At 52.9% G+C, this 24,987-nt stretch carries 21 protein-coding genes and 1 pseudogene; 9 read left to right on the top strand and 13 right to left on the bottom strand.

All coding sequences use genetic code 11. From position 1 onward, the window contains the following. Positions 1-139: 139 nt before the first annotated feature. The 4 genes from JC200_RS06750 to JC200_RS06735 form a co-directional block, all read right to left on the bottom strand. The gene (locus JC200_RS06750) at positions 140-1,756 is read right to left on the bottom strand and encodes a mannose/fructose/sorbose family PTS transporter subunit IIC (protein ID WP_274435464.1); all 1,617 of its coding nucleotides are present in this window, start codon (positions 1,754-1,756) and stop codon (positions 140-142) included. After that, entirely contained in the window at positions 1,747-2,235 is a 489-nt protein-coding gene (locus JC200_RS06745; RefSeq protein ID WP_274435463.1) for a PTS sugar transporter subunit IIB, read from the bottom strand. The genes JC200_RS06750 and JC200_RS06745 overlap by 10 nt, the downstream gene beginning before the upstream one ends. Then, positions 2,232-5,078 carry a sigma 54-interacting transcriptional regulator gene (locus tag JC200_RS06740; protein WP_274435462.1) on the bottom strand — a complete coding sequence of 949 codons (2,847 nt, stop codon included), beginning with the start codon at positions 5,076-5,078 and terminating at the stop codon, positions 2,232-2,234. Before JC200_RS06740 ends, JC200_RS06745 begins: the two co-directional genes overlap by 4 nt. Before the next feature lie 205 nt (positions 5,079-5,283). Beyond that, positions 5,284-6,504 carry an NAD(P)/FAD-dependent oxidoreductase gene (locus JC200_RS06735; protein ID WP_274435461.1) on the bottom strand — a complete coding sequence of 407 codons (1,221 nt, stop codon included), beginning with the start codon at positions 6,502-6,504 and terminating at the stop codon, positions 5,284-5,286. 348 nt (positions 6,505-6,852) lie between these two features. Between JC200_RS06735 and JC200_RS06730 the strand changes: the two genes are divergently transcribed. The 3 genes from JC200_RS06730 to JC200_RS06720 all read left to right on the top strand — a co-directional run bounded on the left by JC200_RS06730 (position 6,853) and on the right by JC200_RS06720 (position 8,514). Beyond that, the gene (locus JC200_RS06730; protein WP_274435459.1) at positions 6,853-7,047 is read left to right on the top strand and encodes a cold-shock protein; all 195 of its coding nucleotides are present in this window, start codon (positions 6,853-6,855) and stop codon (positions 7,045-7,047) included. A gap of 126 nt (positions 7,048-7,173) precedes the next feature. After that, positions 7,174-7,356 carry a cold-inducible protein YdjO-related protein gene (locus JC200_RS06725; RefSeq protein WP_274435458.1) on the top strand — a complete coding sequence of 61 codons (183 nt, stop codon included), beginning with the start codon at positions 7,174-7,176 and terminating at the stop codon, positions 7,354-7,356. A gap of 120 nt (positions 7,357-7,476) precedes the next feature. Next, positions 7,477-8,514, top strand: a complete 1,038-nt coding sequence (locus JC200_RS06720) for a Delta(5) desaturase DesA (protein WP_274435457.1) — start codon at positions 7,477-7,479, stop codon at positions 8,512-8,514. 395 nt (positions 8,515-8,909) lie between these two features. On the opposite strand, the gene JC200_RS06715 is transcribed toward JC200_RS06720, so the two are convergent. The 3 genes from JC200_RS06715 to JC200_RS06705 all read right to left on the bottom strand — a co-directional run bounded on the left by JC200_RS06715 (position 8,910) and on the right by JC200_RS06705 (position 13,131). After that, entirely contained in the window at positions 8,910-11,909 is a 3,000-nt protein-coding gene (locus tag JC200_RS06715; protein ID WP_274435456.1) for an MMPL family transporter, read from the bottom strand. A gap of 75 nt (positions 11,910-11,984) precedes the next feature. Next, positions 11,985-12,470, bottom strand: coding sequence for a MarR family winged helix-turn-helix transcriptional regulator (locus JC200_RS06710; RefSeq protein ID WP_274435454.1), 486 nt, complete (start codon positions 12,468-12,470; stop codon positions 11,985-11,987). 223 nt (positions 12,471-12,693) lie between these two features. Further along, the gene (locus JC200_RS06705; protein ID WP_274435453.1) at positions 12,694-13,131 is read right to left on the bottom strand and encodes a hypothetical protein; all 438 of its coding nucleotides are present in this window, start codon (positions 13,129-13,131) and stop codon (positions 12,694-12,696) included. Positions 13,132-13,436: 305 nt separating this feature from the next. On the opposite strand from JC200_RS06705, the gene JC200_RS06700 reads away from it, so the two are divergent. Together JC200_RS06700 and JC200_RS06695 are read left to right on the top strand one after the other, a co-directional pair. Beyond that, a complete protein-coding gene (locus JC200_RS06700; protein ID WP_274435452.1) occupies positions 13,437-14,195 on the top strand; it encodes a VIT1/CCC1 transporter family protein in 759 nt (252 codons plus the stop codon). 403 nt (positions 14,196-14,598) lie between these two features. Further along, positions 14,599-14,889, top strand: a complete 291-nt coding sequence (locus tag JC200_RS06695) for a hypothetical protein (RefSeq protein ID WP_274435450.1) — start codon at positions 14,599-14,601, stop codon at positions 14,887-14,889. A gap of 73 nt (positions 14,890-14,962) precedes the next feature. Here JC200_RS06695 and JC200_RS06690 read toward each other — a convergent pair whose 3' ends face one another. Then, entirely contained in the window at positions 14,963-15,715 is a 753-nt protein-coding gene (locus tag JC200_RS06690) for a sulfite exporter TauE/SafE family protein (protein ID WP_274435448.1), read from the bottom strand. A 204-nt stretch (positions 15,716-15,919) separates the two neighbouring features. On the opposite strand from JC200_RS06690, the gene JC200_RS06685 reads away from it, so the two are divergent. Next, positions 15,920-16,510, top strand: a complete 591-nt coding sequence (locus tag JC200_RS06685) for a class I SAM-dependent methyltransferase (RefSeq protein ID WP_274435447.1) — start codon at positions 15,920-15,922, stop codon at positions 16,508-16,510. A gap of 48 nt (positions 16,511-16,558) precedes the next feature. On the opposite strand, the gene JC200_RS06680 is transcribed toward JC200_RS06685, so the two are convergent. After that, positions 16,559-17,056, bottom strand: a complete 498-nt coding sequence (locus tag JC200_RS06680) for a PaaI family thioesterase (RefSeq protein ID WP_274435446.1) — start codon at positions 17,054-17,056, stop codon at positions 16,559-16,561. Positions 17,057-17,317: 261 nt separating this feature from the next. On the opposite strand from JC200_RS06680, the gene JC200_RS06675 reads away from it, so the two are divergent. Together JC200_RS06675 and JC200_RS06670 are read left to right on the top strand one after the other, a co-directional pair. Beyond that, complete coding sequence (locus JC200_RS06675) at positions 17,318-18,448, top strand: MBL fold metallo-hydrolase (RefSeq protein WP_274435445.1); 1,131 nt, start codon at positions 17,318-17,320, stop codon at positions 18,446-18,448. A gap of 499 nt (positions 18,449-18,947) precedes the next feature. Next, the gene (locus JC200_RS06670; protein WP_274435443.1) at positions 18,948-19,394 is read left to right on the top strand and encodes a hypothetical protein; all 447 of its coding nucleotides are present in this window, start codon (positions 18,948-18,950) and stop codon (positions 19,392-19,394) included. A gap of 23 nt (positions 19,395-19,417) precedes the next feature. Here JC200_RS06670 and JC200_RS06665 read toward each other — a convergent pair whose 3' ends face one another. The 3 genes from JC200_RS06665 to JC200_RS24380 form a co-directional block, all read right to left on the bottom strand. Continuing rightward, positions 19,418-21,460 (bottom strand): recombinase family protein, encoded by a 2,043-nt coding sequence (locus JC200_RS06665; protein WP_274434016.1) that lies wholly within the window; start codon positions 21,458-21,460, stop codon positions 19,418-19,420. A 152-nt stretch (positions 21,461-21,612) separates the two neighbouring features. Beyond that, complete coding sequence (locus JC200_RS06660) at positions 21,613-21,975, bottom strand: DUF6788 family protein (RefSeq protein ID WP_274434015.1); 363 nt, start codon at positions 21,973-21,975, stop codon at positions 21,613-21,615. A 24-nt stretch (positions 21,976-21,999) separates the two neighbouring features. Next, positions 22,000-22,254: a DUF5372 family protein gene (locus tag JC200_RS24380; protein ID WP_443111902.1), complete on the bottom strand. Its 255-nt coding sequence runs from the start codon at positions 22,252-22,254 to the stop codon at positions 22,000-22,002. Between the two features lie 44 nt (positions 22,255-22,298). Here JC200_RS24380 and ltrA point away from each other — a divergent pair. Continuing rightward, positions 22,299-23,330 (top strand): annotated as a pseudogene (gene ltrA, locus JC200_RS06655) (group II intron reverse transcriptase/maturase); the annotation flags it as partial. A gap of 126 nt (positions 23,331-23,456) precedes the next feature. On the opposite strand, the gene JC200_RS06650 reads toward ltrA, so the two are convergent. After that, a complete protein-coding gene (locus JC200_RS06650; RefSeq protein WP_274435440.1) occupies positions 23,457-24,791 on the bottom strand; it encodes an MFS transporter in 1,335 nt (444 codons plus the stop codon). Positions 24,792-24,987 lie beyond the last annotated feature (196 nt).

Here is a 24,987-nt window from a genome sequence, read left to right as displayed (position 1 = left end):
AAATCTCAGAGCAATATTCGTGCCAATACTCAAAATTCTCTTTGTGGCGGGTGTAACTAGGGCGCTCATCCTCCATTCAACACAAATTAATACACACGCAATACAGAAAACACAGCGTGTGCGATACACGAAAAAGACTTCACGGACTCAGCACGTGCGCCCAGACGCCGATGATGGCAGTCAAAAAAAGTATGAGGATGACTCGCACGCTGCCCCAACCCCTCTGCAGCAACCACATCACAGCAAAGACCAGTAGAAGGGCCGGGAGTTCGGGGAGAATTTGAGCGACAACGTGGTTCAGCGTGGTGACATGACCATGTCCTGTATTCCATTGAATTGCAAAACTGATGTGGGTCCAATTGGCCACGAGCGCCCCCATGACAACCAGACCGACGATTGTAGCGATCTCGGTGACCTGTCGCAGTACGCCAGTCGCGATTACGTCGACAATTCTGGTGCCGAGCCAGTACCCGTACCACAACAGTCCACCAAGGCTGGTGAGTCGAATTGCGTTCCAGGAGAAGAAAAACAAGAGGGGTCCGAGCAAACTGCCGCGCAAAGCGAATGTGGCCGAGACGGAGGCGAGCAACGGCCGCAGTGTCCCCCAGTAAATGGAGTCCCCGATGCCGGCCAATGGGCCCATCATCCCAAGTTTGATCGAAGTCACAAGACGGTCATAGGATTCGTCCTGAGTTGCCTGTAAGCGTTCCTCCAGAGCCACGTTGATACCCGTTACCACGTTGGACACGAAAGGATTGGTGTTGTAAAACTCGAGATGGCGCTGCTTACGTTGTAACCGTTGGTCGCTGTCGGTGAACAGGTGGTCCAGGGCGGGTTCTAAAATGTAGGCATATCCCATACTCTGCATCCGTTCATAGTTCCAAGAAGCCTGGAGCATCTGACTGCGCAGGAAGACTTTCCACATGACACGTCTAGGGATGCTGAGGGAATGAGCATCCCCCTCTTCTATTCCCGTTTGGTTTGACTGTGGCGCCTCCACCGACAGGTTGTTTGAGGACCACACGCGAACATGGAGCAGGGCTAACGAAATGGCTACCAGTCCGATTCCAACAAGCGTGACCTTGGTGAAATCCGCAGCCAGAAAGCCAAGGAGAAAATACGGCATGAGCTTGTTCGCGTGCAACAGTCGAATTACCATGGCATATCCCACAACGACGATGAAGCCACTAGCGGCTGTGAAGCCCCCGACGAGGACGGCGGGCAGAGAGTGAAACAGGCCCACAATCATTTGGCGGTTGACAAACACCACAAACAGAAAAGTGGGGACCATCACGCGCAGGCCTTGAAGACTCAGGGCAAAGTAGTTCAGGAATTTTAGGTAGTACGAAGACGTCGACAACGCGATACGGTCACCCAGATGCTGCACGTAGACAGTCAGTGTCCGTACCAGCACAGTGGTCAAGTTGCCGGCAACCGCTATTGGCACAGCGAGTGCAATCGCATCACTTGCGTTGTTACCGCCGCGAATGGCTAAAATCGTCGCGATCACGCTCGCGAGGGCGGTATCGGGTGACTGCGATGCGCCGATGTTCATCCACCCGAGGGCAACGAGTTCCAGTACTCCGCCAACATGGAGACCAACCGGTACGTCGTGTAGAACTAAGCCAATGAGAGTGCAAGCGATTATAGGGCGATGCCACTGCCACTCATCCAAGACACTGGCCACCCCGGTCAACCCACCGATTAGCGTGATCGCTATAACTTGCCACAGATGCAGGGACGATGCTATTTCCACTTTCTTCGTGTCCTTTCGTACGCATTCACTCGGTTGTCTGTCGGCATAATGCGAATGAACGCGTCGACACCTCTTGCCTCCATCTCTTGAAGGAGTTGAACCTCTGGTTCTCCCATGTAGACGGCCCGATTCAGCCCTTTGCGACCAGGGCGATAGCGCATGCCGCCAATGTTCACTTCGCCAATTGGAAAACCGCCGTCATAAAGCCGAATCACCTCTTCCAGGCCCTCTGTCAAGATCAGCAGGTGATTCTCACTTTGCTTGGCCCACTGGGTCAGGGCGTCCTCAACGCGATAGACTTGCAGAGACATGTGGGGGGGGACAGAGGACTTCAATAAGGTAATCTCGATTGGTTGAGCGGCGGCTCTGTCACTGACCACCCAAATCGTGCTTGTTCCTAGCGCCTTGACCCACTGTGTGACGACTTGGCCATGGATTAAACGGTCGTCGACTCGGAAATACGGTTTCGCTTGATTCATTTGTCAAACACCTCGATGTTTCGGTCGGGGAATAAAAACTCAAACAGATACGCGATTTCACCTTCAGGTGCCGGGATGTTAAAGACGTTCTCGGCAACAGCCCAAATCTCAAGCAGCGTGCTCCACTCATCGGAAAACCGTGTGCGAATCAAATCCGCGTATGGGTGAGAAATACTTTCGTCGCGAATGCATCGCTCAAGGATATACGCGACATGAAGATAGAATCGGACGGCAAATTCCTTAGGGTAACTGCGCGTCGTTGAACGTTCGAAATGGCGAAACATGTCTTTCACGGTCGGGAAGGCTATCTTAGGGTTCACATACAGCAGGTCCTTCTCCATGATTTGATAGACGTGCGCCTCGTAATCGGGCGTTGCGTTCTGCGAGACAGCTTCCGGCTCTTGTCGTGTGTCGACGGGAAAGGAACTCGCGCACAAAATGACGTTCAACAAGCGTTGAACTCCCCGGTCCGTCAAGGCTTCTTCGACGGAAAAGAATGGGACACCTCTGATTTTTGGGTTGACTGAACCTACGCACGCTATGATGTTTGTAGTGATACTCCGATTGAGTTCCCCAGCGACGCCGACCTCCGCAGTTTCCACCACCACCTCACTCCCCAGATTCTCGGGGAGAACAGATTCGACGAGCCGTTTCATTGCCTTTGCGGTGCCTCGCCCAGTTAGGCAGCAGGCGAGGACTACAAGCTTCTTTTGCGGGACCGGGTCCTGTATATGTTGGAACTGGATGGCCCTCAGGACATCCGCCAACTCCGTGACGGTCTGCGTGACAGCTTGATTGAGCAGGGCGTGCAGAACGACGGTCGTATCCGGACGGAACAAGACCTCTGCTCGGTGGCCGAGAATCACGTGGTTCTGGTTCCTGACGTATTCAACCATTTCCGGAATATCGCTCATGACGAGCAGGTCGCTACGCACGGGGGCACTTTCGACGGCCTTTTCGAACTGAGACTGGATCCAAGTCCAATTCTGGGATACGGGTACGTTCATCACATTCAACTCGGACACTCCAGCGATATCCTGGGCTGCCTGTGCTAAGCTATCCGCCACCTGCGTCCCACGCATGACCAGGTAAATAGAAAATACCGCCTCGGTAGCGCCAACGTCTCCGCGCAGGATGAGGGATACGACGGCGTTCTCGTATTCAGGTACATGGATTCCACTTTCCACGGAAAAGCGCTTCGTAAACTTCTTCGCCATTTCGTACTCGTGCGGGTAGTCTGACTGAACCCATTTTAGTAATGAGCTAGTGGGGGGCTCCTGCTGATTTTCATCACGGTCGGCGTTAATCCCGAACAAGTGCATCGTCACTCGAATAAACAGGGCGTCAGAATGCTCAGCATCTACTATTTGTACGATTTCCGTCCAGGCTCGCTCTGACCAATCGTAGAAGTGGGAACCCACGAAACGACGCAACTCGTCGCGAGAATACTCTCGAGAAGACTTGTAGGAACGCTGGATTTCCCGTTCTAGGACATAGCCGATCTCATCGCTTTCAAATCCTAAGCTGGCGAGTGTTTGGGTCAGATAATCAAGTTTGATATGTATGGAATCCTCGCCAAGTTCGGACGGCAACACGGGTGTGGGCTGGTTCGGGTGAACCACCATATCACCGATTCCAGCTAGCGACTCCATCAATTGCATGCCTTGTTCATCCACTTGTGAGACGTTGATGTGTTCGGTACTCACAGTCAGGGAAGAACTCCTCGGTCTTTCTGCATACGCTATGGCACAGGCCCTGCGAATCGTGTTCATCAAGTCGCCTATATTCGCTGGGAACCGCGCATACAGGAGTTTCATCAGGACTGCGCGTGATACGGTGATAGTACTGTTCGTGGTCTTTGACTCCTCATGAAAAAGCTTGTATATCAGTCCATAACGGTCGCGTATGAACCAGTCGCGCAGAGATGGCAGGCGCAGAACCATCGGGATGCGTCGCCGAAATGTATGCAACAGAACAGACTCAGGGGCTTCAGTCGTTGCAGCCAGCAGGAGAAACTTTGTATGACGTGTATTGTTCGTTTCGCCTAGTCTCTTGAACTGTCCGTAGTCGAGGATTTCAAACAGCATCTCCTGCCCCTCTGGAGGCAGACGATGAACCTCGTCTAGGAACAGAATTCCCCCATTGGCGCTCTCCACCAAACCGACCCGTTCGTGAATCGCTCCGGTGAACGCACCACGGACATGTCCAAACAGGTGGTCGAGAAGGATCTGCGGATTGCTAGAATATTCAGCACAGTTGAACGACACGAAGGGGGCCGTCGGCCAGAGTAAGCCGCTTTGGACGGCGTACGCATGCATTCTCCGCGCGAAAGTGGACTTGCCCACTCCGGTTTCCCCGAGTAGCAGGGTGTGTATGCCGTTGGGTGGGTATTGCAGTGCCGTTTTGGCTCGTGTGATGACCTCGACTAGGCTGTGTTGGGCACCGTCGAGAGATAACAGAGCGTCTTGCGACGTAATGGAATGTCCGTAATCGCTTACATACGAATCCCTTTGTGCAAGGGCGGAATATCGACTGTCGTTATTCGAGGGCTGCGAATCGTTGTTTGAGGCATCGCAGGGCTTCCGCCCCGTGATTTGTCGCTCTGGGACTGAGACCAAGGGAATGTACCGAACTGGGCGACCAGGGATTTTTGATACCTCTCCTGACCTAACCAAGTCGTTTAAATCGGCGCTGCAATTGCTTCTCCAAATTTGAAGGCTTGAAGCAATTTCATCTGCTGTAATGCCTTGCTCAAAATCTATCCTGTTGTTCAGCGCATGCAGCTGGCGTTGTTCCGCGTAGAGAGAGACCAAAGCAGCGAGTGTCCGTTGCTTACGACTCATACCCAACCCTTCTTCACACTTCCGCCTTGCAAAGCACGCGGTGAGCGCGTTTCACTTGCATCTTAATCTATAACAGAAAAATATTACTGAATCAATCAATTCCTCACAGTGCGGATTGCGAGACGAGCTTGCTCGAAAGGCCTCCTTCCCACACCTTGTCGCCGGAGGCCCTCAGAGCACACGCAAGTCTTGCTGCCGTAAATTATCACTCCTGAAATCGCCCTAGGTATAGGTTGAGCAATCTTTGCGCCAGTTGCGGGGGCATCTTGCCTTTGAACTTTACCATATACGTATCGAAGGACGATTTCATGAGGTGTGACATGGAACTGTGATAGGAAATGTCCATGTTACCTCCCCATAGGGTATTTGAGCGAATTAACGTGGCTTTCCGGTTGCCCATATTCATGATGCAAAAAATCTCGGGTTCATAGTCGTATCGTTGACCGTGTCCTGTGATGCGTTGGCGCAGCAGACTGGCCACGAGATTGCCCTGTTCTACGGCCAGGTGTCCAAGTTTAGGAACAGTTCTTGACGCCACATCGCCAATGGCGAAAATGTTTTCGTGATCCAAATGCTGAAAGTTTTCATCGGTAGGCACAAAACCAGCTTCATCGCCGAGACCAGATTCTGTAATGACGTCCGGACCGCGGTATGTGGGGATCAAGACTGTCAGGGCGGAGGAGAGCGTGGAGCCATCTTTAAACACGACTTGGTCCTGTTCAATTTTTTCGATGACTTTATTAACCACGACCTCAACCTCGTGTTTCCTGGCCAGTCCTTCAAACGCTTCATGAACCTTGTCTCCGACATCTTCAAAGAAAACTTCAGCCGGACTAAAACAGATAATCCGAGCTTGGTCGCGGATGCCGCGCTCACGCAGCTCACTGTCAATCATAAATGCAATTTCTCCAACGGGTCCCTCACACGCTGTTTCCAGATGGGGAACATCTGCAAGTCGCGTTCCGGCAAGCATCGGCGCAGAGCCAACTAAGATGTTCCCTTGTTCAAATTTTTCTATAGCCTCATGCAGTCGCGGTGCGAGAACGTCCGTGCACACGGAGTACCCGTATTCCCTGAACCCAGGCACAGACTCGAAATCCTTTTTTCCCCCGAGTGCAATCACGAGAAAATCGTACGGTATAGTCACTTCATCGTCTAAGTACACCTGTTGTCCTGTAGGATCGATCCGATGTACGCGGCTGCGTATGAATCGGCCGTGGGATTCGATGACGGGGCGTAGCGGGAAGGAGATATCACGAATCTCCTTTTCTCCGAGTGCCACTTCAGGAAGAGAGGGTTTGACCAGAAAAGTTTCCCGTTCATCGATGACGGTTATCTCCACATCCTTTGGATCTGTCCATGACGATACGTGGTGGTAGACGGTCAATCCGCCGAATCCAGCACCAATAATCACAAGCTTATTCACGAAACTACCTCCGTCATAATTTTTAGTCAAGTTTGTGCAATTTGTGGGGAAACATACCATTCTGGACTCGGACGAAAGAACGGACCTGCTTGAACAGCCATGGAGTTGGCTCCTGTCCTCTTCGTCTGGACGGAAGAGGTAGGAGGGGGATAGTCCCTGTTCGCGGCGAGAGTTTGACGTCTTTGCCTAATCGGTGTATGATTAAATCGTTCAAGCATGGTCGTTCATATGTGTAAACATTCTGAGCCGTTCTCTTTAGCGCCTCATGGTGGGTGCAAAACGAGCGGTTTTATATTTGGACGAATTGAACAAATATTGTGCTCGGTGAGCACTGCAGGAGGAATTACCTTGAATCAAGGTACGGTCAAGTGGTTTAACGCAGAAAAAGGTTTTGGTTTCATCGAAGTTGAAGGCGGCCAAGATGTATTCGTACATTTTAGCGCAATTCAAGGGGACGGATTTAAGACCCTTGAAGAAGGGCAACGTGTTACGTTCGACATTGTTCAGGGCCCGAAAGGTCCTCAAGCAGCTAACGTAGCATAATCGGTCCTGACGAACTGGACTGTTCCTCTAGGCATCAATTTGATACCTGAAGGGCAGTCCTTTTTATCGTTGGTATGCGCCCAGAGTCCATCGTACCACCAAACCAAACGGGAAGGGGTAATTTTGATGGGTAACTTTGGAAGTTGGAAAAAGCCGGTTTCTGAACACGTGTATGCTGAATCCGTTGTATGGCAATGTTCAAAGTGCGTTTGCTGGTCTCGAGAAGAGTTTGTTCATGTTCAACAGCCGGTCTGTCCCATGTGCGATAGCGAAATGAATCGAGTCACGAAAAATATCCGAGTCGAATAGACTTCACATGGTCGATGCATCAAACTTGCGCCGATTGTTTGTCACGATAGGCGGATTCCTCTATTTCTCACGTCGATCACTCAGAATGCATATAGTCGTAGCGAAAATGTGAAAAGGGAGATGACGACAATTAGTCTAAATGAGGATCCGCAGTATTGGAAGGAAGCTCTTGAACCCTATAGAAATCCGAGTATTAAGAAAAGTGTGTGGCAACTCATCAACACGATAGTGCCATTTATCATATTGTGGTGGGCAGCCTATTTTGCCCTCTCCATATCGGTCTGGCTAACGTTTCTTCTGGCCATTCCGGCAGCAGGTTTCCAGGTCCGGACGTTTATCATTTTTCATGATTGTGGTCACCACTCTTTTTTCAAGGGTAAACGGACCAATGATATCGTCGGAACTATCACTGGTTTTCTCACGTTTTTCCCGTATCACCACTGGAAGTATGAACACAGCGTTCATCATGCAGCAAATGGGAACTTGAACCGCAGGGGGAGGGGAGACATTACCACTTTAACTGTGGAGGAGTACCTCCAGTTGCCTCTCCGTAAGCGCGTGCTTTACCGCTTGTACAGGAACCCGTTTGTGATGTTCGGCCTGGGCCCAATCCACCTGACTCTGATTCAATACCGCTTTAACAGGAAAGGGGCCAGCCCACGAGAACGCCTCAACACCTACTTGACCAATGCCGTTCTAGTTGGCACCGTAGCATTAGGGTGCTGGGGATTAGGGTGGGAACAGTTTCTTCTGGTTGAAGGTCCAATTCTCTACGTGGCAGGTATGGTGGGCATTTGGTTGTTTTACGTTCAGCATCAATTTGAAGACAGTTACTTTGCGAAGGCAGAGGATTGGTCCTATGTTACAGCGGCGCTTCAAGGTAGCTCATTCTACAAGTTACCCAAGGTGTTGCAGTGGATGACTGGAAATATCGGCTTTCACCACATTCATCACCTTGGTCCTAAAGTGCCGAACTACAACCTTCAGCAGATTTATGATCAGGTTAAGTATCTGCAGGACGTTCCTACAGTGGACCTGTTTTCTAGTCTGCGTTCGCTGCGTTTCCGACTGTGGGATGAGGACAAGAAAAAGTTCATCGGGTTCAAAGACCTGGTGGGCATCCGTTCTCACTCAGCAGCGGATATCAACATGAATTGATGCAGTGACGCGGTCTGCAGCCGAGATTGTGTTTCAACAGGGGATGCTGCTCAACTGTCGAGTTGGCTGGTTCAAGGAGTGTTTTTCGGGATCCGGTATACCGGGTTCCTTTTTTTATTGGGCCGCCTTCAAAACGTAGCTAGTTTCGGAGAGTCGAGTTCGAGTGAGGTGAAGGGGCGGTTCGTCAGGTTGTCTCACGGTACCCCTACGCACACCGCTTGGGCACTAGACGCGTTACTCGATCTGTATGAAGGCCAACCTTGCCGCGCTGCTGACCCCGTCCGACTGTTCGATGCAGCCAATCGGGCAGCAAAGACCACAGGAGGGCAAGGCGGCTGCGCGTCAGCCTTCCTGCGGTCTTTGGCATGCCACCATGACGGCCGGGGTGGTTCACTTCACCCGACCCAATCACTTTCCTCGTTGTCCCGTGCAAAAGGCCATGCGTGAGCACGCCCCATAATGCCCATCATCGCGGGAGTGTAGAACCCAAGCATGAAGAAGGTGTAGAGGAACAGCCCGATGACGACCGCGAGGCCAATCTCCGTAAGGGTGGACATCCCTGTGACGATCATCGAGCCGAATGTGCCTCCCATGATGAGTGCAGCGGAAAACACCACATTTCCCATGGTACGCATCGCGTGACGGATGGCCGCCACGGGACTATTCCCAGCGCGGTACTCTTCGTCAAAACGAGTCGTCAGGAAGATACTGTAGTCCACACCGAGGGCGACCAGCAGCAGAAACGCAAAGAACGGTACAGCCCAGTTGACACCCGGTTGGTGCAACACGTGGATCGCGATGCTCTGCACGATGCCCATAGTGACAAAGTAGGTACCGGCGAGAGATAACAAGCTGACGAGAGGCGTCAAAATTGAGCGTAACAGGATGGCTAGCAAGATGAAGATCGCGGCAAAGACGATACTCATCGTGCGGACGAAGTCCTGGCTTGATAATTGATTCATGTTTGCCTGGGTGCCTGTTGTGCCCCCTACATAAATGGCGCCGTGGTGAATGGGACTCGCCGCCAGCGACGTCTGTGCCGCGTTCTGCAACGGGGTCATCGTGTTGATGGCCGTCATCGAATAGGGGTTGGCTGTCAACACCACGGTGAACTTTGCTATGTGTCCATTTGGCGAGATGTACGCGTTCATTGCTTGTTGGAGTTGCTTGTTCTGGCGCAGTGTGCTGGCCGGAATGTAGAATCCGGGGTCACTCGCAGACTTGGACTGATGAAGGAAGCCCCCGACCTGCGCCACACCGCTCTCCATCTTCGAAACGCCGGCTGCCGCCGTACCTAAGCCGGACACCTGTTTGCCAAGAGCGGCATTCAATTGTCCGATCCCGTTCGTCACCTGACCGCTTCCTGCACTCAGTTGGTTCGCACCAGATGCCAGTTTGCCAACCGCATTGGAAAACTGCTTCGTTCCGCTGGCGAGTTTCGTCGAACCGTTCTGAAGGCCGGACAGGGCGGCGGCCGTTTGCGTTGCGCCGACGGAGAGCTTTGCTGTCGCCTGCGACGTCTGGCTGGTTCCTTGGCTCAGTTGGTTCGCCAGCTGTTGAATCTGCTGCCAAGACGCAGACTGCGCAGCGGACGGGTGTTGTTTGGCCCAGGCTGCGATTGCGTTGGCGAGACTGCCGGCAGCACCAGCAAGTTTTTGGTCAGATGTGGCGACCTGCGAGATGCCGGATGCCAACGATGAAGCGCCTGAGTGCACTTGTGAGAGGCCATTGGCGAGGCCTTGCGCACCGGAAACCAATGGCGTTCCATTACTGGCCAACTGCGTGGCGCCTTTGGCTAGACTGCCCATGCCGGCCGTCACTTTTGCCGATCCCGCTTGTAGTTGACCAACCTGACTTGTGCCGCTCTTTCCGTGACTGTTTCCTAAGTTTGCCGACAGCGCGGAGAGTCCACTCTGAATCTGGTGAAGCCCCACCGACGCCTGTTCGTTTTGGTAAGCCAACTGAAACTGCTTAATGACCGTGCCGGTCGGCTGTGTCGCGCTTTCCACCGTCTTGACGCCAGAAACCGAGCGCAGGGTCTTCGAGATCTGGTTAATAGTGGCCATACCGCTTGGCGTACGCAGGTCGGCTGTGGTCTTGAGAACAATGGTAGTCGGCAGTACCTGACCATCCCCAAAGGCCTTCGCAACAGTGTTGAACCCAGCCACGGAGGTCGAGTTCGGAATGTCGACCATTGGATTAAACGTGCGGTCGTTTGTAAACCGCAGGCCGATTGGTGTGAGGATGACAAACAGCACCAATAGGACTATCCAGGGCCGCTTGGTGGACACTGCGCTGGTCCAATTCCAAATCCGTGACGGCCGGTGCTCCGCCCCAGGCTTTGGTTGGAGCGGCCAGTACAGCGCGCGTCCGAGTACGCTCATGACAGCCGGAACCAGGGTGATGCCATTGAGGAGTGTGATGAAGATGCCGATCGAGATGCCGACAGCAGAACGATACAATCCGAAGCGTGCGAAGTACAGAACGGCAAAGGAGACGAGGACGGTCATGGCGCTGAAGACGATAGTCTTGGACACGCCCTTGAGAGCCGCTGTGAGAGCCTCTTCTTTGTCGTGGGTGCGGGTGAGTTCTTCACGGAATCGACTCATCATGATCATTGTGTAGTCTGTTCCTGCGCCCATCAAGATGGCGATGAGAAAGGTTTGCGTGAAGGTGGAAACCGGCATGCCACGAGCGGCTGCCCATGCTACGACGCCAGAGGAGACCATGTAGGAGAGGCCAATGGCGATGAGCGTCAGGAGCGGTGCGAGCAGTGACCGGAAGACTGCGAGCAGGATGACCAGGACAAGGATTACGGTGACCGCCGCGGTCTTCTTCGCTGCGTTCAGACTGCCGTGAAGAGCGTCCTCTTGAATGGGGACGTCACCCGTGAAGTACATTTTGGCGCCTGCAGGGACGTTTCTGAAGGACCCGTACAGCTGTTTAAACGTGCCGCTGACGTTTGGGTCCGTAATCCCTTGAGACAGTCCCACTACGGCGATCTCGGTGGTCCCGTCCTTACTCAAAAACTGGCTGCCAACGCTGCTTGGGGCGTTGGCGGCATCCTCTATGTAGGTGATGTGGTAGGACGGTTTATCGCGACCTAATGCGTCCATCCTTTGCTTCAGGTACAGCTTGTCAGTCTGCGTCAAACCGTGCGCATCCCGAATCGCCACGACGACGGTGCTTTGCGCGTGGTGTTGCGTATCTGTCCGGTTCGCGAGGTTCCCCGCAATGACACTCTCGGCGTTGTTTGGTAGGTAGGTCTGGCTTTGGTGTGAGACGACATTCGGCAGGCTTGGGAGAAACAGTGTCACAGCTGCCACTGCGACTAGCCACAGAGCGATAATGAGCCATCTGAACTTGCTGACCATGCGGGCGTAGCGGTGGAACAACCTCAACACTCCTTTGACAGCTCGTTATCTTTATTGTGAAGATATGTGTGTCGACTACCTACAGACGCTTGTGCGTTACGTTAAGTTCTTCAGGCCCTGAATTGTTTCTTGAATTAACTGTAGGCCTTGTGTGACACGTTCAGGGCCAAGGGCCTCTACTAGGCGCTTCCACTCCGTTTGACGGTAGGTGGCCAAATGTTTCGCAAGGTTTTCCCCATCAGGGGTCAGTGAGAACCAGTGAACGCGCCCATCGCTCGCGTCTATGGTTCGCTTCATTAAACCTTTGTCAATCAGCCTTTTCGTCAGGCTGGTCACTGGGCCAGAGGTGATGCCGAGCATAGTGCCAATCATGGTTGCCGTACAGGGGCCGTGCGCTTCCAAGTGACGAATGAGAAACTCTTGAACGCGTGTAATGTCTGTTCCAGGCACGGCGCGGATAAAATGCAGGATTTTGGAGGTGATGACAGGGAGGAGGTCATCCAACTGAGCTGCCAACTCGTCAGTTGTGGGCTGCGACTGCGCTGCTCCCGAAGTTGCAACCGGGTCGTTCGAGTTTGTCATGTTCTTCACCCGAGAGGGACTATACCATGATATATCTTCTGGGTAAAGGTGAACTTCGCGACCAGGCACTTGGGGTTTGAACAGGCTGACACTGACAGCCACAGTCAAGGGTCTGACTGTGGCGTCTGTAAATCAAATCGACTGTTTGTAGGTGCGTCCCTGTCGACACAGGACACCGGGCACCCTGGTCACCTGACAGAAAACTGAAACCTGCGGGCATTCGTTACCAGAGGAAGGGTCGCGGATAGAGCGCGAAGAGACCTCCGTAAGGCACAAACATACCTGGGAACGGGAGTACAAACTGTACCTGCTCTACGTCGGCGTGGGGAGTGCACTCAGGCCGTAATACCCCCAACTTGACGTCGTCTGAAGACTGTACTGTGCCTGTCGTCAATTGCATGTGGTTCACCAAAATTATCCCGTCTCGCAGTGCGCGGTGAAGCATTCCCTCGTGTGCCCCGTACATGGAATGACAACGAACCCACGTTCCTACGTATTGTTTTACGGTCTCCTTTGTGAATTGCACAGACCCGTACGCGTAGGACTTTGTTTCATAGTGGTCAGATTCATACATGGGTCCTTGGTACTGCGGAACTGGCGCCTTGTGGGGCGTCGGCTTCGTAGAGGGAACTTGTGGTTTGGGTTTTGGAGTCTCTGCCACGTGATCGACCTCCTTATAGGGTTATACCCAAGCGTACGTGGGTTACTGTCCTTCTTCTTGTGCGTCTGCCTACACCCATATGATTTCGGGGAAGTCCAAATCGCGCGTAGGTTATGTGGCTGAATCATCACAGATGCGGCAGACCCTGCTAACCTCCCTGAATGGCGTACCTTATGTGCCTAATAAGCGTGTGTAAATGAAGAAAATTTCCGTTGACTAACTGTAGGGCCACACAGAACAATGAGTACGGCCGAAAGTTCACGACACGGCTCATCAATTTTTAAGAAGCGGGGAGGGGAACCATTATGTCCGTTCAAACTTCCGGTACAATTGACCACGTAGCGGAAAATCTGAATCGCATGTTAGGCCGGGAACGTTGGCATAAAACTCATACTACCGGATGGATTGGCGATGCCATCTACGGAGTCAACGACGGTTTGGGCGCCATCTTTGGCATTATTGCTGGCGTTGCGGGTTTCACAGCGAGCAGCCACACGGTGCTCATCAGCGGAGTGTTTGGCGCCCTTGCGAGTACCCTCTCGATGGGTGCGGGCGCGTGGCTTGCCACGAAGTCCGAGACGGAGTTGCGCCAAAAGGAAATTGAACACGAACGCCGCGAGATTCTTGAAGACCCAGAGCACGAACTTGAAGAACTCGCTCTGTTGTATCAACTTAAAGGGTTTACGGAAGCCGAGTCGCTTTCCATGGCCGAGCGTATCTCCAAGGACACGGACCAGTTTGTCAAGACCATGGCGCAAGAGGAGTTGGGCTTTCAAGACGAATCAGCCGGAAGCCCTTGGAAGTCCGCCGGGATCGGCAGTGTTTCGACCTTAGTCGGTGGTTTCGTACCTCTCATCCCGTTTTTCTTCGTGAGCGGCATCACCGCCATGATTGCAGCGGCGGTTGTGAGCATTGTTGCGCACTTCGCGGTCGGTGCTGCAAAGAGCGCTGTCACTGCGCGGAGTTGGTGGGCGAGCGGACTGGAAATGACCCTCGCAGGTGTGATTGTCGGTGTAGTGGCTTACGGCTTAGGACTTATCGGGACCTTGTTGCTACACCCGTGATGGAGCGCTGAAAGGCAGCCTGTCCACATGAGACGACGAGCAAAACGTGCGGGGCAATACAGTGGCTTCTTGTCAGCTGACAGGAAGCCACTTTTTTTCGCGCCGGATGCAAACCTCCGTACAATAGGCGGACATGACATGTAATTGCCGCTTCACATACTGGTGAAAATCTTCGTCAAATGAGACATGAAGTTGAAGTACAATGTAAAGGACCATTTATTGGCGTGATTGAGAGGTCCGCTGTTCGTTCTTGGTGGAAAGATTTCTAGGCGTTCTAGTCCTATATCGTTCTGTCAAGTGCACTGCGCTTTCCAGTAATTAATCCATCATTGAATCCATCGTGACCTGACATTCGGGCGGAACGCAAATTTGTTGAGTATGGCCGAAGAGGGGGTATCACGCCGTGAAAGTAATTGTTGAGCTTGTCAGAGGCCTGTTTGTGCTGTCTGTGACTGCATTGTTTGGGGCGGTGTTGTTAACTGTCTATTGGCTCTTCATCGGACGTGTGCGCTGGAATCCAACCAGTTCCTACTCAAACAACGTGAACCAAGCCTACGCGACCCTTCGACCCCAAGCGTGGGCCACCTCGCATGTCTGGTTACTTGTAGATATCGGCTTGGTCGCCGTCACGATACTGCTAGGACAGCTTTGGCGCTACTGTGTCCGAGTCATTAATCGCAGAAAGCCCGACTGACGTAAGTCACTCAGCCCGTTGTCTGAACTACATCTGATTGACATGGGGTGCGGCAACAGTGGGGAGAGAGCTACTACGCGACCGATTTCACAAACAACAAAACCCCTAGCAGTGCAATGAGGAGGAATACATAACGCTGAAACTTGGTTGTCGAGACCCTTCGATTGAGTGTGGTACCAGCCAGGAAGGCAGCAACCATGGCCGGCAGAGAGAACAAATAGAGCCTGAACACGTCGGCATTCCACATTCCACTTATCCCCTGACCGGCAACGATTAGGGTGCCGGACATGAAGAAATAGGCTTGCATTGTACTGCGGAAGTTGTGTGGATGCCAACCACGTAATGACCCGTAGATCGCTACAGGTACGCCGTTAAAGTTATAGGCACTGCCAAATACACCGGAGGAAAAACCAAATATGAATCCCCATACCGGATGGTGGAGCCTATGCTGTGCTTCGGCAGTTGTGAAGAACTGCCGAGTTAAGGAGTAAATGCCGTAAGTACTGAGTGCGATGCCGAGGATTCCCGTCGTGATCTGTTCTGGAACAACATTGACCAGCGTGAGTCCGACAGGAATTCCAACCACAGCAGCCGTAATGAGCGGCAACAGTTCCCTGCGATTCACATGTCGCCAACCGAAGGTTACACCTAGTGATGCAATGGTCAGCCCGACGAGTCCCACCAATGACACCGAGGTGTGCAGATGAACCGGGAGTAATGCGAGTAGAGGCATGCTGACCACAGCTTCTCCAAACCCGAACACAGTTCGTGTAAGGGCACCGAGAAAGACAATCAAAACTGCAGCGAGAACGAGCGATATCGACATATGTACTCCAATCTAAATCATGTTCTTGTTTTTATCACCTTACGCTCTCTTCCCATGGTACTATAATTGTTTCGCTGTAAAAGGACACTCCCCAACCACGCCACAAGCGTTTGCATGAAGTCAAGCCACTCACCTGTCCTCCTGAGGAATTCGAAGCATCAACGTGCTAAGGTGTGTTCAGTTGGTGTAGGGAGGGGTATGCGAGTGGTGAACCATCCACGCTTTTCGCAAGCTTACATTTGGGGCCAAGATCTTTTGGAAAAAGTCGTCGGAGATGTTCGAACGGAACAAAATCGCCGGGCTTATGGCGCGACGTTAATCGTGGGTGCCGGGACTGGACTAGACGTTGGCCAACTAGCGCAAAACGTGTCAGAGACCGTAATGCTTGAACCAGACGATACGATGCGCGGCTATTTGAATGACAAATTCCCGCACCTTCGGACTATTTCGAGCCCAGCTGAGCGCATGGACATTGCCGACGAAGAGTTTGATACGGTTGTCACAAGCTTGGTTTTATGCAGCGTGGACCGAGTGGACCAAGTACTCAGAGAAATTCACCGCGTTCTCAAACCAACGGGTCAATACCTGTTTTTGGAGCATGTGAAACACGACGCACCTGTGCCAAGTTTGTTGCAAAATGTGGTTAACCCACTGTGGAAACGAGTCGGAGGTGGATGCCATCTGAACCGTGATATACATCTCAATCTGGTTCAGTCACCTTTTAAGGTCGTTGAGTATTCGCTCGTGAAGCCCAACTTTCTACTTCCCATCGTCGCTGGCCGCGCGCTGAAATAGCGTACCCGCGACTCACCCGAAAGTGCGCAATCCGCGCAAACCACCTGCCTACTGAGCATGCTGTAGCATAGATTCCGGAGCGAGGACGACCACGACTTCGCCTCGGACGCAAACTTCACCCGCGACTGAGAGTTCACTGTGTACGACTGCTTTCCGCTGGCTCAGTTGGGTAATGTGACCGCGGATCACGATTTTTTCACCGAGTGGAGTCGGTTTTTGAAAGTCGGTCTTCAGCGAGGCGGTAACGCAGCGAGGTACAGGTGCGTCATCCCCTAGTTCGTAGCCGCTTTGTCGATACAAAGCAAGCGACCCTGACCCTGTGCTGTGACAATCAATGAGCGATGCGGCTAGTCCTCCATAGACAAAACCGGGGATGGCCATGTGCTCAGGTCGCGGAACATACTCCGTAACGGTTTCGTCCCCGTCCCAGCGCGTCTTAATTTGTAGCCCATGTTCGTTGAGCCGACCACAGCCATAACACCACGAAAAATCAGCGGGATAGTAGTCCTGTACAGCCTGACGGGGATTGTTGGCGCGTTCGATCATTTTTTGCCCATCCCTTTCATTGAATAAACAATGTCATGACACTCCAGTATTCGCTTGCCAATTACCAGTCTATTATACGACGCTCGTCAGCAAAACGGGAAGGCGATGGGTTTTACCTGCGTATGGCCAGCTTGCCTTGACAAAATCGGTCCGACTCCAAAAAAACTGGACAATACCACTGTGGGTATATATAATGAGTTCGTATCATACCCATAGGGGTATAATGACTATAAGTAAATGAAATGGAGGTTATAAGCAAATATGTATAAGACAATTACTGCACAAGAACTGAAGGACCGACTCGATCAAAACCCGGAGACCATCATTCTGGATGTTCGCGGTGAATCCGCGTTTTCCGACTGGCACATTGACCATAAACACGCTCACTTGGTGAACATTCAGACATCGAAATTGAAGGTAAACGGTCCTGCCGCATACCCGGAAATTCCAACGGATCGACCTGTCGTCGTCGTGTGCGCACGGGGGAATGCTTCCCGCGAGGCGTCCGCAATCCTCGCTGAGAATGGCTACGAGCCACTTAACTTGGACGGCGGCATGCAGGAGTGGAGTGAGTTTTACTACCCAGTGACTGTCACAAAGTCTGACGACTTCGAACTCCTGCAAGTCATTCGTCCGGCGAAAGGCTGCCTGTCTTACATGCTGGTGTCGAATGGAGAGGCGATTGTCGTCGACCCGGCTCGTCACACGGATGTATATAAAGATTTGGCTCGTGAGAAAGGTGCCGTCGTGAAGCATGTGCTCGACACACACTGTCATGCGGACCACGTGTCAGGTGCTCTGGCGCTTGCCAATGCGACAGACGCTCGCTACTGGATTGATGCCGGCGAGATGCAAAGCTCTCCTCTGGAATATCAGGCGCTGAAAGACGGCCTTGAGTTCGAGTTCGGGACCTCTCGCTTGAAGGTGCTTTCTATCCCAACACCAGGACATACCCCTGGCAGCATGTCCTTCATGGTAAACGATGCGTATCTTCTGTCCGGCGATACCGTCTTCGTGAGCGGACTTGGGCGTCCGGACTTGGGTGGAAAGGCTGAAGAGTGGGCGCGACTGCTGTATGAGACGGTTGAGAATAAGCTTCGTCACCTTGGGGACAATGTGCTGATCTTGCCAGCTCACTTCTCAAGCGCGTCGGAAATCACCGCCGCTGGTTATGTTGGCGCTCGGTTTGAGGAAATCCGCAATACGAACGAACTGTTGCAAGGTGTTGGTGAAACGGAGTTCACCGAGGCCGTAGCAGGTCGCGCTGGGCAAACGCCTCCGAACTACGAGACCATTGTCCAGATTAATCGCGGCTTTGCCACTCCAACGACGGAAGAGATTGCGGAACTGGAGACAGGACCGAATCGTTGCGCCGTAAAGCACCTTGCCTAAGTATCAATGACAGTTCGTTCAGAGTAGGATTGCAATGCACAAAGCTGAAGCTTTTTGAGATCATAAAAGCAGCGCCCCACGAGGGTGCTGCTTTTATGATGTACGCCCGGCACGGGCGGTTTCTATAGGGTGAAAGTCCCGAGCGGGGGTTGGTGACATACCTACCGTTAGCCAAGAGCAAGGGTGTCTGTCGCGAGGCGGAATCTGAAGGAAGCTGGAGGCAAACTCTCGACCCGAGGTACACGAATCGCATTTGAGGCTGTGACAGTCGGATGAGTTGCCATTACACAACGAAGTCCGAAGTCACCAAGGGCTGTTGCAGTACACTGCGGCGGGTGCATGAGAGGAAAGGAACCGTTCTTATCCGGGGAGGCTTGTCCGATACGCCAGTAAATCTGGTAACCGCTACCGGGAGGTGGCGCTGAACGGGCAGGAGTCAGCAGAGGCCATAGTACACCGACAAGCGCTTGACGGTGGAAGGGCCGAACATGAAACGAGGATGGACTGGATGCGTTCGTACGACGAGCAAAGACAGCAGAATACCCCGCAAGGGGCCTCCGTCCAGAAGGTAGCGGTGAAGCCGCGAGAGGCTGGAGAGCGAGGGCCGAGTTCGTCGTCGGCACAAGGACAGACCCCATCCTGCGAAGACGGTACCACCTTGCTGGAAGAGGCGTTGCAGCGAGAGAACATGCTGCGGGCCTTGTACCGAGTCGAGTCGAACAAGGGAGCGCCGGGCGTGGACGGAGTAACGGTAGAACAACTACGGTCGTACGTCCAGACGCACTGGGCTGACATTCGTCAGCAGCTGTTCATGGGAACCTACAAGCCTCAACCTGTCAGGCGGGTCGAGATTCCGAAACCCGGAGGCGGGCAGAGGAAGTTGGGGATTCCGACGGTGAATTCATACTGCACGCCTCCCAATAAGGTTTTGGAATTGGAGAGCTAGCAACACTGTTGGTGCTAAACTAGCTAATTCAAATGGCCTGACTTCTGGATTCGTTCCCGCAGTTCAAGTTCTTTCTGCTCATTCAAGTGAATTTCCCAAGGATACCCGGGAGCAGCTTTTGTCGCACTAAGAATTCCACGATTGAGCCAGTAGTAGACGACCCCCGGAGCAATTCTAAGGCGCTCAGCAACTTCTTTGACGGATAGCCCATGACGCCGTGAAGTGTATCCAGGTATCTTGTGTATGTAGCGAATCCACTTGATCGAGTCAATCGTGAACATTCTGCCGTCTGGTGTGCGCATGCCTGATTCATTTAGCTGTTTTGCGATCTGCTGGTCGATCATCGTTTCGGAGAGCCTGCGGACGACCTCAACGGTTTCAGGTGAATGTTTGACCACCATATGTTGCGGTAACGGCTTACAAGCCCAGAGCTCTTCGCAATGTTGATTGCGCCATCGCAAGCCAAGCCGAACAGCTGGGTTCCTCGGTTCAGCGAATATGGTGACGTCTTCAATCATTAAACGAAGGATTCGTTTTCGGTCCTTGAATGTAGTGGATGGCTTGGACCAGATTCGAGGTAGCTCCTTCGCAAGGCTCAGAATTGCCACCTTATCGTGTTCGGTAGGCCGCCAACTGCGGCGCTCCACATACTGGGTGTACTGCTCTTGAAGCTGCGCCAATTCGGTAAGCTTTTCATTCCATCGTGCCTCAAGGCTGCGCACTACCAGACGGTTTTCTGGCTCGACCTGCTGGTATTGTCTCTCGGCTCGATCTGCCTCGTACCGCGCCCGCTCTAGTGATAATTTCCAGCCCTTATCTGCATCATCTTCTTCGTGAAGCAGTTTGTCCATTACCTGTAGGGCAAGCTCTAATTCGGCTGGTTGTATTACCTGCAGCAGGCGCTCTGAGATGGCCTGGTCGATGCTCGGAGCCGGCACTGTCGTGCATGTGGCTCGGTGCCCATGTTCCCACCGTCCTTTGCATTCGTAGTGCGGAGAAATCCCACCGTTACCAGTGTAGCGTACACTCATGCGCCGACCACACTTCCCGCATATTACGAGCCCTTGAAGCAAGGCTGTACCTTCTCGTGCGGGGCCACTTTTCTCGAGGTTGGTACGATTCGAGTGTAGTTGCTTGAGATTCCTTTCGTATTCCTCCCATGTGACGTATCCCGGGTGATGGTCCGGAATGAACACCTCCCACTGCTCGCGAGGGAGCCGCACCGTATGATGAATAAACAGCCCTTGAGGATTCACACGTTTTTGGTCGCGATATCGACCAAAAACGTATGCGCCAGTGTACGCGGGATTGTACAGTACCCCTAGAACTCGGCTGTGGTTGAGTGTTCCCCAAACGAGTTGTCCGGCCCACGCACCACCGTAGGCCCGTTTTGGAAACCGAAGGCCGTTTTGGGCAAAGAACTGAACCACACCGTAGGCGCTACCTGTCGTACGAAATGCACGAAAAACATTGTGAATGGCTGTTTGAACCTCTTCGTCAGGGTCCAACACTGTCTGTCCGTTGGCGTCATACACATAGCCAACGGGTAGTGGAAAACGGAGTTCGCCCTTTTTTGCTTTGTTCTTTTTGCCGCCAATTAACCGAGCGCGTAAGAAATGCAATTCTGCCTCGCTCATGGTTCCTTTGAAACCAAGAATTAATCGGTCATTGAAATCTCGCAAATCGTAGATGCCGTCTTCATCCACTACGATGGTGTTGAACAGGCCACATAGCTCGAGAAGGCGCAGCAGATCCGCTGAAGAACGCGCCAAGCGCGAAATCTCCAGACCCAAGATTGCACCAACTTCGCCAAGTGATACTTGAGCCACGAGGTTCTGGAAGCCCAAACGCTGCGAACGGCCAGACCCTGAAATCCCGAGGTCCTCGTCGATGACCTGAATCTGTTCCGGAGCCCATCCCAGATCGATGGCCTTCTCCCGCAGAGCGTATTGGCGTTCCGTGCTCTCCCGGTGAAACCGGACCTGGGCTAGGCTCGATTGACGGATGTACACAATTGCTGGTCTGTTCAGGTGCTCTGGGTGAACCTTCGACGGTGCTGTCGTCATGAATTTGTTCCTCCCCATGCATTGCCGCAAGGCACGAACGCACCATCCCAGCTACGACCGTGATGAGCTCGTCCAAGCTTTGCGCGTCATCTCCGACCAATGCGGCTAATGCCGAACTAGACACGAACATCCCCTCCGACGAGGCCGACGAACTATTCGTTATCTCGGCGTCGAAGCAGTTCTAGATTGAGCTCAGTCAGTTCCGAGAGAATGTCCTGTGCGACCTCATAATTTTCGAGCCCAGCTCGGACCCGTTGCTCCCAGGCTGCAGGAACGTAATCCATTTGCGTTTTACCATGATAAAAAGACGACAGGTATAAGCTTGTATGACCAACGCCAGTCGCGCAGTGACAGGTTGGCTTGCCACACTTTACGTGTCGAGTGATAAGGGATCCGCGCAGAATCTGGTCCATTGGCGGCAGCGCCTTTAACAGCTGCCCTTTCCGCTGTTTGATGTCTTGCAAAGGAACAGATTTGAATCTTCTAGGTGCCTCGTTCTTATCAGTAGTATTCATAATAAGAAATTACCTCCTTGATTTTCAATTGTCAATTAAATTCGTTGCTGAGATCGAGGAATCATCTAGGCTTTGAAGGAGTTCGGCTAATTCCTTCAAGTCCAGTGCGTTAAATGGGGTGACCGGTTGGGAGTCGACGCGACACCAATCCGTCCAGGACTCTGGAACGCAGAGGACAGTGGAATCCGTTTGAAGAGAGCACAGAGCAGTCCCATTTACGTGCTTCACTTTAAGCAGGGCAAAGGTCTGCCCGTGGAGAGGATGAAATGGATGGGTAATAGTTACAGATGCCGAAAGGGGATTGAGCTGAAGTGCATTTTGCGCTGACCGTCCCGGCCGTGGTCGATCGACTCATCCAGCAAGCACTTCTCCAGGTGCTTAACCCAATCTTCGACCCAACGTTCTCACCGAGTAGCTTTGGATTTCGTCCGGGCCACAGAGCCCAGGACGCGGTGCTCAAAGCACAGGAGTACATCCGAGAAGGGTACGCATGGACGGTCGATATGGACTTGGCCGCGTTCTTTGACCGCGTCAACCACGACATGCTTATGGCACGTGTGGCACGAAAGGTGAAGGACAAGCGAGTTCTCAGGCTGATTCGCGCGTACCTGAACGCAGGTGTACTGGAGAACGGAGTCGTGGTAAGGAACGAGGAAGGCACACCGCAAGGTGGGCCACTCAGCCCGCTTTTGGCGAACATCCTGCTGGACGACTTCGACCGAGAACTCACGAAACGCGGACATAAGTTCGTCCGCTACGCGGACGACTGCAATGTTTACGTGAAGTCGCGCAGAGCCGGGGAGCGAGTAATGGCCTCACTGACGAAGTACCTGGAAGAAGGACTGAAACTCAAGGTGAATCGAGAGAAGAGTGCCGTAGACCGACCACAGAAACGAAAGTTTCTTGGGTTCAGCTTTCTCTATGGGGAGCAGGCTCCGATTCGACTGGCCGAGAAGTCCATCGAGCGATTCAAGGACAGGGTGCGCCAGATAACAAGTCGAACACGGAGCATGTCGCTGTCCGAGCGAATCCGACGACTCAACACCTACATGATGGGCTGGGTTGCGTACTTTCGACTTGCACAGATGAAGCAACATTGCGACCGATTTGACGAGTGGATACGCAGAAGGCTGAGGATGTGCATTTGGAAGCAGTGGAAGCGGATAAAGACCCGCTATACGAAGCTCCGCGCACTCGGACAGCCAGAATGGGTAGTCCACATGATGGCGAACTCGCGCCGCGGACCATGGCTGATGGCGAAGAACCTGAACCAGGCCATGAACAAGGCGTACTTTGAAGCGCTAGGTCTGAGGAGTCTTCAGGAGAGGTATTTACAACTTCGTGGTGTTTCATGAACCGCCGTATGCGGACCCGCATGTACGGTGGTGTGAGAGGTCGGGGGCTAGGCGCCCCCTCCTACTCGATGAATGGAACATGTCAGCGTTTGCCTACCCGAACCTTGCTGAAGTGGATAGGTGGTCTCAAACTTCGCCAGATGCGGCCTGTATGCTGAGTCCGCGTCCCGTCTCGCGACCCCAAATGAGCCAAGCGGCGGATGCCAGCGTGCCAATTAGCCAAACGCCCGCGTTAAACAGAACATAGTGCGTCGTTGACATATTCGCCGTGATGTAAATGGTCGGAATGTAGAGCCCAATGGAGATGAATCGGGCGACCGCGGTCAGAGTACCGCGGTGTAAAGTCGGCCAGACTTCGGCTTTCACGGTGTCTTCGGTCAAATAGCAAAGCGAGTTCACACCGGCTAGGACAATGAGGAGGACCCAGAACAACGCCATGTTGTGTTGCCACGCTTTCGTGGTCAGTCCCACGATGACTGTCATCACGAAAGTGCCGAGGAAGCTCCAAAACAGAAACTTTTTTCGCGATACCCTGTCGGCGATGAGCCCAAAGAATCCGACTACGAAGCCGGCGCCTTCGAAGACAGCCAGGATGGTTGGTTGTAGGTGTGGGAAGAAAGCGTACGCCAGCGCGTAGGCCATCAGGCCAAATCCAATCGTGTTTGCCGCTGCGACGAGCACCATCACGACCATCGTGAAGGTGGTATATCCTAAGCTTGGTTTCGGTCCTGCAGGCACCGCGGATTTAGAGGACGCTTCCGTCTCGGCGATGACGGCAGAAGCGGCGACTTGCGAACCAAAGTACGACGCGACCACCTTCTTGAGATCGGCATCGCGACCTCGCTTATGAAGCCACAGGAACGACTCCGGCATGCTCACGCGGGTTGCAAACAGAATCGCGACCACGATCAGCACTGCCACCGCTACGACATCACGCTGGGTGCTGATAACTGCCTTGTTGCTCAGTGCAGAGGTGGTTATCGCTAGAATGGCCAACACCACTCCGCCCAAATTGATGCCGTTGATGATCATCATCGTCGCCTTACCGCGGTGTCTTCTCGGCATCAGCTCGTGGCTGGCGACCATAATTGAGTTCATCTCACCGCCGCCAGCGATCAACATGAGAGACAGAGAAACGAGGATGACGACAAAGTTGAAGCTGAAGAACAGAATGATGCCGCCGATTACGTACAAAACCAGGGTTGTGTATAAAGTGACTTTGCGACCGTACCGATCAGAGAATGGACCTGCTAGCATGATGCCGATGATGAGCCAAATGGGAGCCCAGGCGAGTAGCAGTTCGCCCAAGGACTTGGGCATGGTGACCCAGTAGATCGCGATTGAGCTGAGCGAAAAGACGTACGATTCGAGCGCTAGTCCCAGTACAAAGGAAATAAACATCCAGGTTGTCTTTCGGGTCCAGCGCGCCTCGCCGAGTTGCTCCATGTCCAGTCTTTCCACAAACGCACTCCTCCTCAAGTTGTTCTACAAATGCATTGCAGTACCGCTGTCAATCGAAGAATTTGTCCTCACTAAACATGTATCACAGAAGCGGGCAATCGTCGAATACTTTATAAGATTTTGCTTCCGTCAGGTACAGTGTTTCACCCCGCGTTGCATATCATTTCTTGACGCAAATTTGCGGGGGGTGAAATTG

This window comes from Alicyclobacillus sp. ALC3, from assembly GCF_028751195.1.
In the GTDB taxonomy this organism is placed as follows: domain Bacteria; phylum Bacillota; class Bacilli; order Alicyclobacillales; family Alicyclobacillaceae; genus Alicyclobacillus_L.
Note: the sequence above shows the minus strand (reverse complement) of the source record. Positions and strands in the feature narration are given on the sequence as shown.